A 14084-nucleotide genomic window follows, 5' to 3' on the forward strand; every position below is an offset into this window, starting at 1 on the left:
TGGCACGAAATGCAAAGCGTGGAAGCCCCCTCGTTCCTACAGTTGCGCCACTGGACGACAGATCCAATCCCGATCTTCCCGATGGAGACAACGATGCGTATCGAACCACTGACTTGCGCCATCGGCGCCCAAGTCTCCGGCGTCAGCCTGGCCGACGCGGCCCATGACGCCGACCTGTTTGCCGAGATCAGGGCCGCGCTGCTCCGGCACAAGGTGGTGTTCCTGCGCGGCCAGGACATCGCCCGCGCCGACCACGTGGCCTTCGCGCGCCGCTTCGGCGAGCTGGAAGACCACCCCGTCGTCGGCAGCGACCCCGACCACCCCGGCCTGGTGCGCATCTACAAGTCGCCCGAGAGCCCGGCCGAACGCTATGAAAATTCCTGGCATGCCGACGGCACCTGGCGCGAGGCCCCGTCCATGGGCGCGGTGCTGCGCTGCATCGAGTGCCCGCCGGTGGGCGGCGACACCATGTGGTCCAACATGGCGCTGGCCTACGAGAAGCTGCCTGCGCCCATCAAGGACCTGATCGCCCCGCTGCGCGCGCGCCACAGCATCGAATGCACCTTCGGCGCGGCGATGCCGATCGAGAAGCGCCATGCGCTGCGTGCCCAGTACCCCGACGCCGAGCACCCCGTGGTGCGCACCCACCCCGAGACGGGCGAGAAGGTGCTGTTCGTGTGCGGCTTCGCCACCCACTTCACCAACTTCCACACCGCCGCCAACGTGCGCGTGGGACAGGACTTCGCGCCGGGCTCGGCGCAGCTGCTCCAGTACCTCGTCAGCCAAGCCGCGATTCCGGAGTACCAGGTGCGCTGGCGCTGGCAGTCCAACGACGTCGCCATCTGGGACAACCGCGCCACGCAGCACTACGCGGTGATGGACTACGCCCCCTGCCATCGCCGGATGGAACGCGCCGGAATCATCGGCACCCCCACCGCCTGACCCCTACCCCCAAGGAGAAACACCATGAACTTCCTCGACGGCCACCTGTTCCCCGAGAACATGCAACCCCTGATCATCACCGCCGCCCCCTATGCGCCTTCCTACGTGCCCGAGGACTTCCCCGGCGAAATCGCGGTGACGATGGCAGAACAGATCCAGATGGCGGTGGACTGCTACGACGCCGGCGCCACCGTGCTGCACCTGCACGTGCGCGAACTGGACGGCAAGGGCAGCAAGCGGCTGTCCAAGTTCAACGAACTGATCGCCGGCGTGCGCGCCCGGGTGCCGGACATGATCATCCAGGTCGGCGGCTCGATCAGCTTCGCCCCCGAGACGGATGGCGCCGCGGCCAAGTGGCTCAGCGACGACACGCGCCACATGCTGGCCGACCTGGACCCCAGGCCCGACCAGGTGACGGTGACCATCAACACGGCGCAGATGAACTTCCTGGAGCAGTTCGACCACCGCGACGTGCAGGGCAGCTCCCTGGAAGACCCGGCGGTCTTCAACGCCTACAAGGAAATGACCGTGCCCGCGCAGCCCGGCTGGGCCGAGGAGCACATCCGCCGCCTCACGGCCGCGGGCATCCAGAGCGAGTTCCAGTGCTACAACCAGAACAGCCTCGAATCCGTGGAGCGCCTCATCCGCCGCGGCGTCTACAAGGGCCCGCTGGTGCTGAACTGGGTGGCGATCGGCGGCGGCATGGATTCACCCAACCTCTACACCCTGGCCAACTTCGTGCGCGGCGTGCCCGACGGCGCGGTGCTGACGGTCGAAAGCTCGGTGCTCAACACGCTGCCCGTGAACATGTGGGGCATCGCCGCCGGCCTGCACGTGCGCACCGGCACCGAGGACAACCTGTGGAACCAGACCCGCACCGCCAAGATCGGCACCGCCAGGCAGATCGAGCAGCTGGTGCGCATCTCGGGTGAGCTGGGCCGCCCGATCGCGACGGCCAAGCAGGCGCGCGAGATCTGCCGCATCGGCGTGTTCTACGACACGGCGGAAGAAACGCTGGCCGCCAACGGATTCGCACCCAACGCCCCGGGCCGCCAGCAAGGCTTCCTTCGCAAGGTCGCATAACAAATACACCCGAGGAGACAACCAGCCATGCAACGCCGTCTTTCCCTTGTCGCCGCCGCCGCCCTCTTGGGCACGAGCGCCGCGATGGCCTTCACCGACAAGCCCGTCAAGCTCGTGGTCCCCGCCCCGCCGGGCGGCACCATCGATGTGTTCGCCCGCATCATCAGCGACCAGCTCTCGCAAGAGATCCATCAGCCCGTGGTCGTGGAGAACAAGCCGGGCGCGGGCGGCGCGGTGGCCATCAAGTACATGCTCTCGCAGCCTGCCGACGGCCAGGTGCTGCTGGTCAGCGTGACCAACGTGCTGACCGAATCGCCGCACGTGGTCAAGAGCGGCTTCGACCCCCTCAAGGACGTGAAGCCCATCGCGGAGATGGCGCGCTCGTACCTGCTGTTCATTGCCGCGCCGCAGTTCCCGGCCAATGACGCGAAGGAAGCCATCGCCTACGTGAAGGGCCACCCCGGCAAGGTCTCGGTGGCTTCCTACAGCCCCGGCACCTCGTCGCAGTACGCCAGCGCCATCCTGAACAGGAAGGCCGGGCTGGACATGGAGCACGTGGCGTTCGCCGGCTCGGCCCCCGCGCTGGCGCAGGTCATGGGCAACCAGATCCCGCTGATGTTCGACGGCTCGGTCACCTCCAAGCCGATGATCGCCGCGGGCAAGGTCAAGCTGCTGGCCGTGGCCTACAAGAGCCGCATGCCCGAATACCCGAACGTGCCCACGATGGCGGAGCTCGGCTACCCGGAAGTGAACTTCAGCAACTGGAGCGGCGTGTTCGCCTCGTCGCAGACGCCCCCGGCGCTGCTGGAAAAGATCCACGCGACGCTCACCAGGATCAACGCCTCGCCCGTCGTGCGGGCGCGCTACGCCAGCACGGGCTTCGAGCCCATCACGGAATCGCGCACGCTGGAGCAGGCCGCCGAGGACGTGCGCACGGAATACGAGCGCAACGGGGAGATCGTGAAGGCCTTCGGCATCAAGTTGAACTGAGGCGCCACCTGCGCCCCGGCTCGCAGCGGGGCCTTGCCGTGCTTGCTGCGGCAGCCTGGCAGCCTCTACGCGCCGAAGACCAGCAGCAGGTTGTTCGCCGGCATCTCGTGGCGCTCGCGCAGGGCCAGCCCGGCCCGGCGCCCCGCGGCCACCACGTCCTCCAGCCGGCGGATGCCCCAGGCGGGATCGCGCGCCCGCAGGCTCTGGTCGAACGCCAGGTTGCTCGGCGCCGGAGCGCCGTCTTCGAAGTAGGGACCGTAGGTGATCAGCAATCCGCCGGCGACGAGGTGGCGCGCCGCACCTTCCATCAGCGCGGGGCACGCGGCGGCAGGCGCGATGTGCAGCATGTTGGCGCAATAGATGGCGTCGAAGCGCCGATCCCCGTCCTGCGCCAGCCAGCGGGGCGACATCACGTCCAGCAGCAGCGGCGGCCTGAGGTTGGCCAGGCCGGCCTGTGCGACCCGCTCGGCGAGCGCGGGCAGCATGGCCGCATCCGCGTCGCTGGGCTGCCAGGCCCATTGGCCGAGGGCCGCCGCGAACCAGGCGGCATGCTGGCCGCTGCCGGAGGCGATCTCGAGGGCGGCACCGCGGGGTCCGAGCACGCGGCGCAAGACCTCGAGGATGGGCTGCTTGTTGCGGTCGGCGGCCGGGCTGCTGGGAAGATCTGCCATCCGGATCGGGCGGGAAGTAGCGATGGCGCGAAGGATAGCCGGATTCGCCCGGCGTTCGCGCTCACTGCGGCGACTGCGCCCGCAATTCCGCGAACCTCCGGGCAAAGGCCGACGACCATTTGTTGAAGGCGTCTTGCGCGTAGCTCCAGCTCGTGAAGGAGCTGACATAGCCGTTCATCCAGGCTTCGGCGGCGGTGGTCGCGCCGCGGTCGAGGTCGGCTGCGTACTTGAGCCCGATCTGCGTGTCGGCGCATTCGGCCAGCACGCTGCCCGTGGCGCCGTCGCGGAACTGGGCCTCGAGTCCGGTCTTGCCCAGGTACGGCGTCGAGCCCACCGGGCGGCCCGTGGCCGCGCCCGAGCCCATCTCGGCGACGAAGCCGTAGGGCACCGCGGTGCCGGCCATGCTGGCCAGCGTGTTGGTCGGCACCAGCGAGGTCAGTGCCAGCCTGACCCGCAGCACGCCGGGGCCGGGGGTGGTGACCAGCTGCACCTCGGGCGACAGGTTCTTGACCAGCGCACTGTGGAAGTAGTCGAGCAGCGTCTTGAGGTCGGTCGGGTCGATCGGGCTCGGCGCGTTGGCCGGCGTGACGTAGACCTGGATGCGCTCGATCATCACCTTGTCGTAGCGCCGCCAGTCGACGCCGGCTTGTCGCCAGCAGAGGAAGCCGCCGCTGGCCGCCTGCACCTTCAGCTTGCCGGGCTCCGTCAGGAAGCCGACGTCGGAGACCTTGGCAAGGCTGTTGTCGGAGGCCGTGACACCGGCGTTGCCCGAGCCCGGTGCGGCGCAGCCGCTGGCGAGCAGGGCCAGTGCCAGTGCCAGGCTGGCGGCGAGGGATGGGCGGCCGAAGCGGGATGTCATCGAGTGCCTTGCACGCCGGCGCTGCGCGCTCACGGCGCGCCCACGACGGTGTAGTAGACGCCGTTGGCGCCATAGAAGGGCCGGAACCAGCTGTTGCCGACCTGGTAGTAGTCGACGCCGTAGCGGCTGACCATCACGGCGCCCGCAGGCACCGTGGCGTAGCTGACGCCCATCGGATACACCGCCACCGGCCGGGCGGCGCTGGCGACCGCCGCACCCGCGGCCACCCCGACCACGGCGCCCGCAGCCACCGCGCCGGCGCAGTCGTAGCAACCCGCGTGGTAGTAAGGCACCGCCACCGGCGCATGGTACGGCGCGTAGCCCGCGACGCCGTAGGCCGGGGGGCGGTAGGTGCTGAAGCCCCCGGCCGTGGTGTGAACCGCGCCGTAGCCGGCCACGCCGGTGGTCGTGCCGCCGTACACGTTGGTGTGGCTGGTGGCACCGTCCCAGCTGTGGGTGGTGGTGCCGCCATAGCGGTTGGTGTGCTCGGCGCCGCCCCAGCCGCCTTCGGAATGGCCGCCGAAGCGGTTGGCGCTGGCCCAGGCCGCCGCCGGCGCATGGAACCCGGCCGCCATGAGCAGGCCGGCCAGCAGGGGAAGGAAGGTCTTGCGCGTGATCATGGTCGGTGCTCCTTACTGCGGCTTGGCGGCGGACCGGGTCGCCTTCTTCGCGGGCGCCACCGGCTTGGGCGCCGCGAAGGCGATCTTCTTCGCGTTGGCCGCATTGACCGCCGCGAAGGCCTCGGCCGCGATCACCGGATCGAGCCGCCAGTTCGACAGCTCGACCTGATGGCGCAGCCGCAGCGGATCGCCGCGGAACATCGCACGCATCTTGCGCGGCAGCTTGTCGTCGGCACCGATCCAGATCTGCATGAACATCTGGTCGCTGGCGAGGGCGACCATCTCGGTGGTGGTGCCGCCCACGACCTTCGACTGGCCGATGTAGAAGGCCTTGGTGAGGCCCTCGGTCAGCGTCTTGAAGGGGTCGCTGCCGACGATGTCGGCAAAGGGGAAGTAGATCGCCGCGCTGTCGAAGGCCTGCGCGAGCATGGCGTCGACGGTGGGCGGCGCGGGCGCCATGGCCACCAGGTTCTCGGCCGGCGCGAAGGCCGTGAGGGTCTTTCCGTCGTAGTAGTACTCCGCGGGCGGACCGTCGCCCAGCGTGACGACGCGCAGCCGGTCGGGGCGCTGCAGCAGCACCTCGGAGCTCGTCGCATAGGCCAGCGAAGGGCCGACGCTGCTCGGGCTCTCGTAGGTGGCGACGGCCGTGAAGGCCAGCGACTTGGCGCCCGTCAGGCTGGCGCTCATCGCGCGCAGCAGGTCCATGGCCTTGGCTTCGAGCTGCGGCGCCGGCTTGGCGGCGGCCCTGCCGGAGGGGGCGGCCCGCGACGCCGAGGCGCCCTGGGCCGCCACCCCGCCAGCGAAGGCCAAGGCTGCGGCGAGCAGCGCCGCGCCTGCGAACGATCTGATTCTGATCATGGGTGCTCCTTCGGCTCGAAGACGCCGGTTGACTGGCTGCGCATGTTGTCGCGCCTCCCGCTATGAACGCAAGGCGCAGTATTCGCCTGGCCTGGTCGGAAGGAAATACGACCTTGGTCCAATCAGGACGCCCTTTCCTGCCGGAACGGCGTTCTAGGCACAAGGTCGCATTGCATCGGCTCGCCCCGAGCCTCACCATGCGCGTCGAGAAGGGTAGACGACGACGCAGGGCGCCGGCATTCCGGCATGACCCGCCATCGCCACGACAAACGAGGAAACCCATGCACATCGAATCCATTCGCGCGGCGGCCCTCTCCGGCGCCAGCCTGCTGCTCGCCGCCTGCGCGGCCCAGACGCCCCCGGACACCCTCGGCGGCTACAAGCCGCCGGCCATCTTCGCCGGCTTCATGTCGCCGCAGGCGTCGCGCACCGGCTGCATCGACGCGGTCGCGCGCTATCTGAAGGTGCCGCGCGACACGGTCACGCCGACCGGCGATCAGCAGACCATGCAGGACGGCGTCTACGTGGTCACGCTGAGCGTGGCCGGGCAGGCCCGGCCCTTCCATTGCACGGTCGACGAAAACGGCGTCACCTCCGATGTGGTCCGTGCGCCTTGAGCAGGCACGGGAGCCCCGGGGCGCCGGCGCCAGGCAATTGGCCCAAAGTCCAATTACCCCTCGCTGCGACGGCCGCTATGTTCCAGACACTCGCGACGACGAGCACGACCCGCGCACAAGCCCGGGCGGAACGACCTGAGGAGCCATCGCAATGAATGACCACACGACGCGACGCGAAGCCGTCTTCGCCCTGACGCTGGGCGCACTCGGTGCCTGGGTGCCCGGCGCCCATGCGGCCGATGGCCTCCTGATCGATGCCAAGGACGCCGTCGAAGACGAGCTCGCGGACGCCGAGACCGACATCAAGGCGCGGCAGGCGCGCGCGCTCGCGATCGAGGCCTACATCTACGCCTACCCGCTGGTCACCATGGAGCTGACCCGGCGCAGCCTCACCAATGTCGCGGCACCCGACGAAAGCAAGGCGCCGATGGGCCAGTTCCTCAAGCTGCGCGGCTATCCGGCGGTCGACAACCATGCGGTCACGGCGCCGAATGCCGACACGCTCTACACCATCGTCTGGCTGGACGTGGCCAAGGAGCCGTGGGTGATCTCCACGCCCGACATGAAGGGGCGCTTCTTCCTGCTGCCGATGCTGGACGGCTGGACCAACGTCTTCGAGGTGCCCGGCAAGCGAACCACCGGCACCGGGCCGCAGAAGTTCGCCATCACCGGTCCGGGCTGGAAAGGCACCCTGCCCCCGGGCGTCAAGCAATACAAGTCGCCGACCGGCATGGTCTGGATGCTCGGACGCATCTACTGCACCGGCACGCCGGAAGACTATGCCGCGGTCCATGCGCTGCAGGACCAGATGACGGCCGTGCCGCTGTCGTCCTATGGCAAGCCCTTCACGCCGCCGCCCGGCACGGTCGATTCGAGCATCGACAGCAAGACCGCGGTGCGCGAGCAGGTCGACGCGATGGATGCCGCCAGCTACTTCGCGCTGTTCGCGCAGTTGCTGAAGACCAATCCGCCGGCCGCGGCCGACGCCCCCATGGTGGCCAAGCTGGCGAAGCTGGGCATGGTGCCGGGCAAGGACTTCGACGCCGCCAAGCTCGACGCATCGGTCCAGAAGGGCCTGTCGAAGGCGCCCAAGCCGGCGCAAGCGAAGATCATGGGCTGGATGAAGAAGGGCTTGATCGCGGGCGACCTGAAGTTCAAGAACGGCTGGACCTTCACCACCAAGACGGGTCTCTATGGCACCAACTACATCCAGCGGGCCCTGATCACCGCGATCGGCCTCGGCGCCAACCGGCCCCAGGACGCGGTGTATCCCACCTCCACCGGGCCCGACATCCTCCAGAAGTACCACGGCTCGAAGAAATACGTCATGCGTTTCCCGAAGGGCCAGCTGCCGCCGGTCAACGGCTTCTGGTCATTGACGATGTACGACACCGACTACTTCTTCGTTCCGAACCCGATCAACCGCTACACCGTCAGCCAGCGCAACGCGCTCAAGGCCAATGCCGACGGCTCGATCGACCTCTACATCCAGAACGAGTCGCCTGGCGCCGACAAGGAAGGCAACTGGCTGCCGGCGCCGAAGGACGGCTTCATCCTCATGATGCGGCTCTATTGGCCCAAGGACACGCCGCCCAGCCTGCTGGACGGCAGCTGGACCGTTCCGCGCGTGAAGGCGGTCTGATCCGCGTGGCGCCAACGATGCCGCGCCCCATGAAGCACTTCGCATCGGCCGCAGCGGCCGTGTCCGGATGCGCCGCCGCGCTGGCCGGCCTGCCGGCCGCGGCGCAGACCGGCCCGGCAACCGGCGACGCGTGGCAGTTCGAATTCGTCCCCTACCTCTGGCTGGCCGGCATCCGCTCGGACCTGAAGCTCGGGCCGCTGCCCGGCAACACCGTCTCCGTGAATGCCAGCAGCATCCTCCAGGCGCTCGACTTCGGCGCCATGGGCACGCTCGAAGCACGCAAGGGCGCATGGGGCGGGCTGCTGGACGTGCAGTACGTCAAGCTCGGCGTCGGCAACCAGCTCGCCGGCGGGCTGCTGGGCGGCTACGACGTCAAGTTCGAGCAGACCATCGCCACGCTGGCCGGCTTCTATCGCGTGGTCGAGGGGCCGGTGGCCATCGACCTGCTGGGCGGCGTGCGCTACGTCGATGCCAGGACCCGGGTCGACATCGCGCCGAGCCTGCGCGGGCTCGGGCGCCGGATCGAGGACTCGGCGGGCTCGACCGACGCGCTGCTGGGCGTTCGCGCCATCGTGCCGGTCGGCGACAAGTGGTCGCTGCTCGCGCACCTGGACGCCGGCGACGGCGGCTCGAGCTCCAGCTGGCAGGCCATCGCCGGCGCCAGCTATCAATACTCGCCCACCACCGCGCTGAAGGTCGGCTATCGCTACCTGAGCTACAAGCGCGACGATGGACTGCTCGAGAAGGCGGCGATGGGCGGCTTCTACTTCGGCGCCGGATTCAAGTTCTGACCTGAGCCGCTGGCTGTCTCAGCCGGCCGGCGCGAGCGGCAGCAGCATGGAGAAGGTGGCGCCGCGGCCCTCGTTGCGCGCCACCGAAAGGCTGCCGCCGTGGGCTTCGAGGATCGAGCGGCACATCGCCAGGCCCATGCCGAGGCCTTTGGCCTTGGTGGTGTAGAAGTGATCGAACACCTTGTCGATGTGCGTCTCGTCGACCCCCGGGCCGGTGTCGCGGACCGCCACCCGGACCCGTCGCCCGTCGCTCGGCGCGACCGACACGTGCAGGGCGCGCGACCCGCGGGGCTGCTCGGTCATGGCCTCGTTGGCGTTCATCGCCAGGTTCAGCACCACCTGCTGGAGCTGGCCCTTGTCGCCGAGCACCACGCAACCGGGCGCCATCGACTGCGTGACCTCGACGCCGCGCTCGAGGAAGTCGCTGTGCATCAACTCGACCACCTCCTGCACGCAGGCGCCGACGTCGACCCGCTCGCGCTCGGTTTCCTGCCGCCGCAGCATGGTGCGCAGGCCGTTGATGACCGCGCTGGCGCGCCTGTCGTCGCGCACCACGTCCTGCAGGATCTCGCGCAGGTCGGCCAGGTCCGGCGGATCCTGGGCCAGGAAGCGCAAGCCGGCCTGCGCGTTGCTCAGGATCGCGGTCAACGGCTGCGACAGTTCATGCGCCAGCGATGCCGCCAGCACGGCGGTGCGCGCCACCCGGTCGGCATGCCACACCTGGCGGCGCAGGAGGTACATCTCGCGCTCGTTCTGGCGCAGGTCGGTGATGTCGGTGAGGACGCCGCACATGGCGTCGGCACTGCCGTCGCGATCGAGCAGCGGGAACTTGAGCGAGGCGAAGATGCGGGGCTCGCCCCGGGCGTTGCTGCCGATGCGCTCCTCGCTGCGCAAGGCCTCGCGCTGGTGGAGCACGCGCAGGTCGGCGGCGCCCGCCGCCTCGGCCTGGGGGCTCGTGAACAGGTCGAGATCGGTCTTGCCGATCGCCGATCCGCTCTCCAGGCCGAACAGCGCCTCATAGAGGCGGTTGGTCATCAGGTAGCGGCCGTCCCGGAGCTTGACGTAGACCGCGGCCGGCATGTTGTCCAGGATGCCGCGCACCCGGTCGCGGCTCTGGCGCCGCTCGCGCGCGAGTTCGAAGTCGAGCAGCACGATCATGCCGATGAAGCTGAACTCGGCCGCGTGCACGCCGGGCGCCAGGCCGAGATTCACCAGGTGGTTGTACGTCAGCCCGAGGATCAGGATCGCCAGGCAGGCGGCCAGGGTCAGGCTGCTGCGCCGATGGCCGCCGATGCGGTACTGGCACCATGCGGCATGGGTGCACCAGCCGAAGATGGCGTAGTACCCCGCCACGCCGAGCACGAACCACGGGGTCGCGTGGAAGACCCGCAGGTCGGTCACCCGTTCGCCCCAGGGCAGGGTGATCTGGGCGGCGCCCGGCAGTTCGGCAAAGCCCACGCCCCAGGGCAGCGCCAGGTTGACCACGAAGATGAGCGCGCAGAAGAGGCTCATCGCCACCTGCTGGCGGCGACGCCGGATGTGGAGGTAGGCGCCGACGAACCAGGGGAGCACGCCCGCGAACACCATGCTGGCGCCGAGTTCCAGCCGCCGCATGGCGACCAGCGCCGCCGCGGTTTCGGCACCGTAGGCGCCCGCCTTTGCGCCGACGTAGACCGTGATCGTGACGCAGAGCACGGCGAACAGGAGGTGGGTGCGATGCACCGGCCGCTGCAGGCCGACAATGCCGTTGTGCAGCGCCGCATAGGCGATGACCCCGGCCAGGGCGCAGAGGGTCGAGACCAGGATTCCACTCATTGCCGGAGCTTAGCCGGCGCCGCCGGAGACTGCGCAGCCGCGTGGCGCCGATGCGCCATAGGCCTTTTCGCATGTTGCACCCGCTTGGCGGGCGGCAAATAATGCGGCCCGAGAAAGCAACGCCGCATGAATCCAGCCCACCCCACCGTGCTCGTCGTCGACGACGACCCCGCGGTTCGCGCCAGCATGGAACGGCTGATCCGCTCGGTCGGCTGGAAGGCCGAGAGCTTCGCGTCGGCCGATGCGTTTCTCGAACGCCTGCCCCTGGCCGGCACCTGCTGCCTGCTGCTCGACGTCCACATGCCCGGCACCACCGGCACCGGCCTGCAGGACATGATGTGTGCGCTGGACGGGGATCTCCCGGTCGTCTTCCTGACCGGGCAAGCCGATGTCCCGACCTGCGCCGCATCGATGAAGAAGGGCGCGGTCGACTTCCTGCTCAAGCCGGTCAACGACGAGTTGCTGCTCGACGCCCTGCGCCGCGGGCTCGAGCGCCATGCCGCGCAGTGCGCGCAGGCGGCGCGGCGCGACGGTGTGCAGTCCCGCATCGACAGCCTCTCGCCGCGCGAGCGCCAGGTGATGGACGGCGTGCTCTGCGGCCGCCTCAACAAGCAGATCGCCGGCGACATGGAGATTTCCGAGAAGACCGTCAAGGTGCACCGCGCCCGGGTCATGGAAAAGATGGGCGTGCGCTCGGTCGCCGAGCTGGTGAACCTGTGCGGCGCCGCCCTCGTCGCGCGCGCATCGGCGGCGCAGCACCGCGAAACCGCGCCAGCGGGCTGATCGTCAGCCTCGGGGTGCCGCCGGGGGCGCGGCACCGCCGCTGCCCGTCACCCAGTCGATGGCGTCCAGCAAGGCCTGGTCGTCGACCGGCTTGCGAAGAAAGAACCGGGTGCCGAGGGCGCGCGCCAGGCGGCGCGTCTCGTCGTCGTCGCGCGCCGACAGCGCGATCACCGGGATGCCGAGCGCGGCCTGCGTGAGGCGCTCCTGCACCTGGAGGCCGCCGAGGCCCGGCATCGAGATGTCCAGCACCACGCAGCCGGCGGCGCCCTGGGCCGCATGCGCCAGGAAGGCCTCGCCGTCATCGAAGGTCATCGCGCGATGGCCGGCCGAACGCATCAGGCGCGCCAGCCCGCTTCGAACCGACGCATCGTCGTCGACCACATACACCACCAGGCCGGCATCGGTCTTCACCATGGGGACGGAGTCTTTCGCTGTAGCCGCATACGTTGCGCCCGCGGCCGGCCGAGCGGTATTGGACCTTGGTCCCATGGAGACCCGTCACGCCTGGCGACTGCCGACCTGCGCCTGCCCGAACAGATTGCGCCGCCCCACTTCCGCCGGGCTGCGAAAGCCGATCGACGCCGTGTTCGCGCGCCTGCCGCGCATCGCCGGCCGCGAGGATGCCCTTGACCACCAGCCCTTGAAGGAGACGACGCTGCGGCGCCACCTCGGGGTCACCTATCGCAAGGAGGGCTACCTGTCGCCCGCGGCCCAGCGGCTGGTGGCACTGCTGCGCTCGCGCGGCAAGCGGCTCTTCACGTCGGCGCTCGGCGACGGCTGATCAGATCAGCCCTCGATGGCGCGCGCCGAGCGCCGCAGCTGCTGCGCCATCATGCGCTGCATCCGCGTCTGCGGCGTGCGGTGCAGCAGCAGGTCGATGGCCCAGCCGGCCGCCACCACGACCGCCAGTGCGCCAAGGGTGAGAATTGCTGAGTCCATGGTCTGCTCCCGGTTCGACAATGGGGTGACTTTGCCCCTCCGCCCCCCGGCTGTGAACCCTCCAAATGGACTGGGTTGTTTTGTGATCTAGGTCCTTTTTTCCCGCTGCAGCTGTGCTAGCGGGTGCCTCGCCCGAGCCTATGGGGCCGCGTCCAGCGCATGCCCGCCGGACTCGAAATCGCCGGCGTCGTGGCGCTCGGCCAGCTGGCTGTCGAGGTCGCCCCAGACCCGGTTCACCCGGCGCCCGCGCTGCACCGCGGGCCGCTCGGCGATCCGGTCGGTCCAGCGCTGGACATGGGTGTAGCTCTCGACCTGCAGGAACTCGCCGGCCCCGTAGACCAGGCCCTTGGCGAGCGCGCCATACCAGGGCCAGACCGCCATGTCGGCGATCGTGTACTGGTCGCCGGCCAGGTACGGGGCCTCGGCCAGCCGCCGGTCGAGCACGTCGAGCTGGCGCTTGACCTCCATCGCGAAGCGGTCGATGGCGTATTCGATCTTGGTCGGCGCGTAGGCGTAGAAATGGCCGAAGCCGCCGCCCAGGTAGGGGGCGCTGCCCATCTGCCAGAACAGCCAGGACAGGCAGGCGGCCCGGTCCGCCGGCACGGTCGGCAGGAAGGCGCCGAACTTCTCGGCCAGGTACAGCAGGATGGCGCCCGATTCGAACACCCGCACCGGCGTCGGCGCGCTGCGGTCCATCAGGGCGGGGATCTTCGAGTTCGGGTTGACCGCCACGAAGCCGCTGCCGAACTGGTCGCCCTCGTTGATCCGGATCAGCCAGGCGTCGTACTCGGCGCCCGCATGCCCCAGCGCCAGCAGTTCCTCCAGCATCACCGTGACCTTGACGCCGTTCGGCGTGGCCAGCGAATAGAGCTGCAGCGGATGGCGGCCCACCGGCAGTTCCTTGTCGTGCGTCGGTCCCGCCACCGGCCGGTTGATGTTGGCGAATTGCCCGCCGTTGGCCTTGTTCCAGGTCCAGACCTGGGGTGGGGTGTAGTCCGATGATTCGTCCATGCGTGGCGCTCCGGGGTGCGGGGGGAAGAAGCGCGGCAGCGGGGGCCGCGCAGCCCGACTTTAGAGCGAATCGGCGCACCACGGCGCCGACGGCTAGACAGGGGGCTTCGACAGCGCCATCGCCGTGGCCTGCAGCTCGGGCACCAGCGTCAGCAGCCGGCGCGTGAGCCAGTACAGGTGGGCGGGATCGATCGGGTCGGGCAGCCGCAGCGTGTCGATCAGCCGCTGGGCCCGCGGCCCCAGGGGGAGTGCCGTGAGCGGCTCGAGCACCATGGCGAGCTCGTCCCGGACCGCCTCGTCGATGAGTTCATGCGCGTCGAGGCTGCGCCAGATCGCCTGCACGGCGCGTTCGCACAGTTCGGCATCGGACAGCGGCGCCGGCAGCGCGGGGTCGGGCGGCACGCCGCGCGTTCCGGCCGCTTCACGCGAATAGCTTCTTCGCAGGCTCATCTGCCGCTCCTTC

The 14084-nt window shown here is 69.5% G+C and carries 17 protein-coding genes; 8 read left to right on the forward strand and 9 right to left on the reverse strand.

The genetic code is table 11. From position 1 onward, the window contains the following. Positions 1-93 precede the first annotated feature (93 nt). The 3 genes from QTI33_RS27350 to QTI33_RS27360 are packed head-to-tail and all read left to right on the forward strand — an operon-like array spanning position 94 to position 3015. Positions 94-942: a TauD/TfdA dioxygenase family protein gene (locus QTI33_RS27350; RefSeq protein WP_286509531.1), complete on the forward strand. Its 849-nt coding sequence runs from the start codon at positions 94-96 to the stop codon at positions 940-942. Positions 943-966: 24 nt separating this feature from the next. Beyond that, a complete protein-coding gene (locus QTI33_RS27355) occupies positions 967-2025 on the forward strand; it encodes a beta-keto acid cleavage family enzyme (protein ID WP_286509532.1) in 1059 nt (352 codons plus the stop codon). Between the two features lie 27 nt (positions 2026-2052). After that, positions 2053-3015 carry a Bug family tripartite tricarboxylate transporter substrate binding protein gene (locus QTI33_RS27360; RefSeq protein ID WP_286509533.1) on the forward strand — a complete coding sequence of 321 codons (963 nt, stop codon included), beginning with the start codon at positions 2053-2055 and terminating at the stop codon, positions 3013-3015. A 65-nt stretch (positions 3016-3080) separates the two neighbouring features. On the opposite strand, the gene QTI33_RS27365 is transcribed toward QTI33_RS27360, so the two are convergent. The 4 genes from QTI33_RS27365 to QTI33_RS27380 form a co-directional block, all read right to left on the reverse strand. Next, on the reverse strand, positions 3081-3686 hold the full coding sequence (locus QTI33_RS27365) for a DUF938 domain-containing protein (RefSeq protein ID WP_286509536.1): 606 nt from the start codon (positions 3684-3686) through the stop codon (positions 3081-3083). 61 nt (positions 3687-3747) lie between these two features. Then, the gene (locus QTI33_RS27370) at positions 3748-4545 is read right to left on the reverse strand and encodes a DUF3313 domain-containing protein (protein WP_286509538.1); all 798 of its coding nucleotides are present in this window, start codon (positions 4543-4545) and stop codon (positions 3748-3750) included. 29 nt (positions 4546-4574) lie between these two features. Next, entirely contained in the window at positions 4575-5165 is a 591-nt protein-coding gene (locus tag QTI33_RS27375; protein WP_286509539.1) for a hypothetical protein, read from the reverse strand. A gap of 12 nt (positions 5166-5177) precedes the next feature. Next, positions 5178-6023 carry a DUF2092 domain-containing protein gene (locus QTI33_RS27380; RefSeq protein ID WP_286509540.1) on the reverse strand — a complete coding sequence of 282 codons (846 nt, stop codon included), beginning with the start codon at positions 6021-6023 and terminating at the stop codon, positions 5178-5180. Positions 6024-6304: 281 nt separating this feature from the next. On the opposite strand from QTI33_RS27380, the gene QTI33_RS27385 reads away from it, so the two are divergent. The 3 genes from QTI33_RS27385 (at position 6305) to QTI33_RS27395 (ending at position 9073) form a co-directional block, all read left to right on the forward strand. Beyond that, positions 6305-6640, forward strand: a complete 336-nt coding sequence (locus QTI33_RS27385; RefSeq protein ID WP_286509541.1) for a hypothetical protein — start codon at positions 6305-6307, stop codon at positions 6638-6640. A gap of 151 nt (positions 6641-6791) precedes the next feature. Continuing rightward, entirely contained in the window at positions 6792-8282 is a 1491-nt protein-coding gene (locus QTI33_RS27390; RefSeq protein ID WP_286509542.1) for a DUF1254 domain-containing protein, read from the forward strand. 29 nt (positions 8283-8311) lie between these two features. Next, positions 8312-9073 carry a YfaZ family protein gene (locus tag QTI33_RS27395; RefSeq protein WP_286509543.1) on the forward strand — a complete coding sequence of 254 codons (762 nt, stop codon included), beginning with the start codon at positions 8312-8314 and terminating at the stop codon, positions 9071-9073. Positions 9074-9091: 18 nt separating this feature from the next. Here the strand turns inward: QTI33_RS27395 and QTI33_RS27400 are convergent, their stop codons facing one another. Continuing rightward, positions 9092-10888: a two-component system sensor histidine kinase NtrB gene (locus QTI33_RS27400; RefSeq protein ID WP_286509544.1), complete on the reverse strand. Its 1797-nt coding sequence runs from the start codon at positions 10886-10888 to the stop codon at positions 9092-9094. A 126-nt stretch (positions 10889-11014) separates the two neighbouring features. Here QTI33_RS27400 and QTI33_RS27405 point away from each other — a divergent pair, with 126 nt between their 5' ends. Further along, positions 11015-11671 carry a response regulator transcription factor gene (locus QTI33_RS27405; RefSeq protein WP_286509545.1) on the forward strand — a complete coding sequence of 219 codons (657 nt, stop codon included), beginning with the start codon at positions 11015-11017 and terminating at the stop codon, positions 11669-11671. A gap of 3 nt (positions 11672-11674) precedes the next feature. On the opposite strand, the gene QTI33_RS27410 is transcribed toward QTI33_RS27405, so the two are convergent. Beyond that, the gene (locus tag QTI33_RS27410) at positions 11675-12085 is read right to left on the reverse strand and encodes a response regulator transcription factor (RefSeq protein WP_286509546.1); all 411 of its coding nucleotides are present in this window, start codon (positions 12083-12085) and stop codon (positions 11675-11677) included. Between the two features lie 73 nt (positions 12086-12158). On the opposite strand from QTI33_RS27410, the gene QTI33_RS27415 reads away from it, so the two are divergent. Further along, positions 12159-12452 carry a hypothetical protein gene (locus QTI33_RS27415; protein ID WP_286509547.1) on the forward strand — a complete coding sequence of 98 codons (294 nt, stop codon included), beginning with the start codon at positions 12159-12161 and terminating at the stop codon, positions 12450-12452. Between the two features lie 5 nt (positions 12453-12457). Here QTI33_RS27415 and QTI33_RS27420 read toward each other — a convergent pair whose 3' ends face one another. The 3 genes from QTI33_RS27420 to QTI33_RS27430 all read right to left on the reverse strand — a co-directional run bounded on the left by QTI33_RS27420 (position 12458) and on the right by QTI33_RS27430 (position 14071). Continuing rightward, entirely contained in the window at positions 12458-12610 is a 153-nt protein-coding gene (locus tag QTI33_RS27420) for a hypothetical protein (protein ID WP_286509548.1), read from the reverse strand. 138 nt (positions 12611-12748) lie between these two features. Beyond that, the gene (gene yghU, locus QTI33_RS27425) at positions 12749-13621 is read right to left on the reverse strand and encodes a glutathione-dependent disulfide-bond oxidoreductase (protein ID WP_286509550.1); all 873 of its coding nucleotides are present in this window, start codon (positions 13619-13621) and stop codon (positions 12749-12751) included. Positions 13622-13714: 93 nt separating this feature from the next. Next, positions 13715-14071, reverse strand: a complete 357-nt coding sequence (locus tag QTI33_RS27430; protein ID WP_286509551.1) for a hypothetical protein — start codon at positions 14069-14071, stop codon at positions 13715-13717. Positions 14072-14084 lie beyond the last annotated feature (13 nt).

It is taken from the genome of Variovorax davisae, assembly GCF_030316845.1.
In the GTDB taxonomy this organism is placed as follows: Bacteria; Pseudomonadota; Gammaproteobacteria; order Burkholderiales; family Burkholderiaceae_C; genus Variovorax; species Variovorax davisae.

Coding starts and splice junctions, on each gene's coding strand:
- QTI33_RS27350 (WP_286509531.1), top strand. CDS start 94: ATGCGTATCGAACCACTGACTTGCGCCATCGGCGCCCAAGTCTCCGGC.
- QTI33_RS27355 (WP_286509532.1), top strand. CDS start 967: ATGAACTTCCTCGACGGCCACCTGTTCCCCGAGAACATGCAACCCCTG.
- QTI33_RS27360 (WP_286509533.1), top strand. CDS start 2,053: ATGCAACGCCGTCTTTCCCTTGTCGCCGCCGCCGCCCTCTTGGGCACG.
- QTI33_RS27365 (WP_286509536.1), bottom strand. CDS start 3,686: ATGGCAGATCTTCCCAGCAGCCCGGCCGCCGACCGCAACAAGCAGCCC.
- QTI33_RS27370 (WP_286509538.1), bottom strand. CDS start 4,545: ATGACATCCCGCTTCGGCCGCCCATCCCTCGCCGCCAGCCTGGCACTG.
- QTI33_RS27375 (WP_286509539.1), bottom strand. CDS start 5,165: ATGATCACGCGCAAGACCTTCCTTCCCCTGCTGGCCGGCCTGCTCATG.
- QTI33_RS27380 (WP_286509540.1), bottom strand. CDS start 6,023: ATGATCAGAATCAGATCGTTCGCAGGCGCGGCGCTGCTCGCCGCAGCC.
- QTI33_RS27385 (WP_286509541.1), top strand. CDS start 6,305: ATGCACATCGAATCCATTCGCGCGGCGGCCCTCTCCGGCGCCAGCCTG.
- QTI33_RS27390 (WP_286509542.1), top strand. CDS start 6,792: ATGAATGACCACACGACGCGACGCGAAGCCGTCTTCGCCCTGACGCTG.
- QTI33_RS27395 (WP_286509543.1), top strand. CDS start 8,312: ATGAAGCACTTCGCATCGGCCGCAGCGGCCGTGTCCGGATGCGCCGCC.
- QTI33_RS27400 (WP_286509544.1), bottom strand. CDS start 10,888: ATGAGTGGAATCCTGGTCTCGACCCTCTGCGCCCTGGCCGGGGTCATC.
- QTI33_RS27405 (WP_286509545.1), top strand. CDS start 11,015: ATGAATCCAGCCCACCCCACCGTGCTCGTCGTCGACGACGACCCCGCG.
- QTI33_RS27410 (WP_286509546.1), bottom strand. CDS start 12,085: ATGGTGAAGACCGATGCCGGCCTGGTGGTGTATGTGGTCGACGACGAT.
- QTI33_RS27415 (WP_286509547.1), top strand. CDS start 12,159: ATGGAGACCCGTCACGCCTGGCGACTGCCGACCTGCGCCTGCCCGAAC.
- QTI33_RS27420 (WP_286509548.1), bottom strand. CDS start 12,610: ATGGACTCAGCAATTCTCACCCTTGGCGCACTGGCGGTCGTGGTGGCG.
- yghU (WP_286509550.1), bottom strand. CDS start 13,621: ATGGACGAATCATCGGACTACACCCCACCCCAGGTCTGGACCTGGAAC.
- QTI33_RS27430 (WP_286509551.1), bottom strand. CDS start 14,071: ATGAGCCTGCGAAGAAGCTATTCGCGTGAAGCGGCCGGAACGCGCGGC.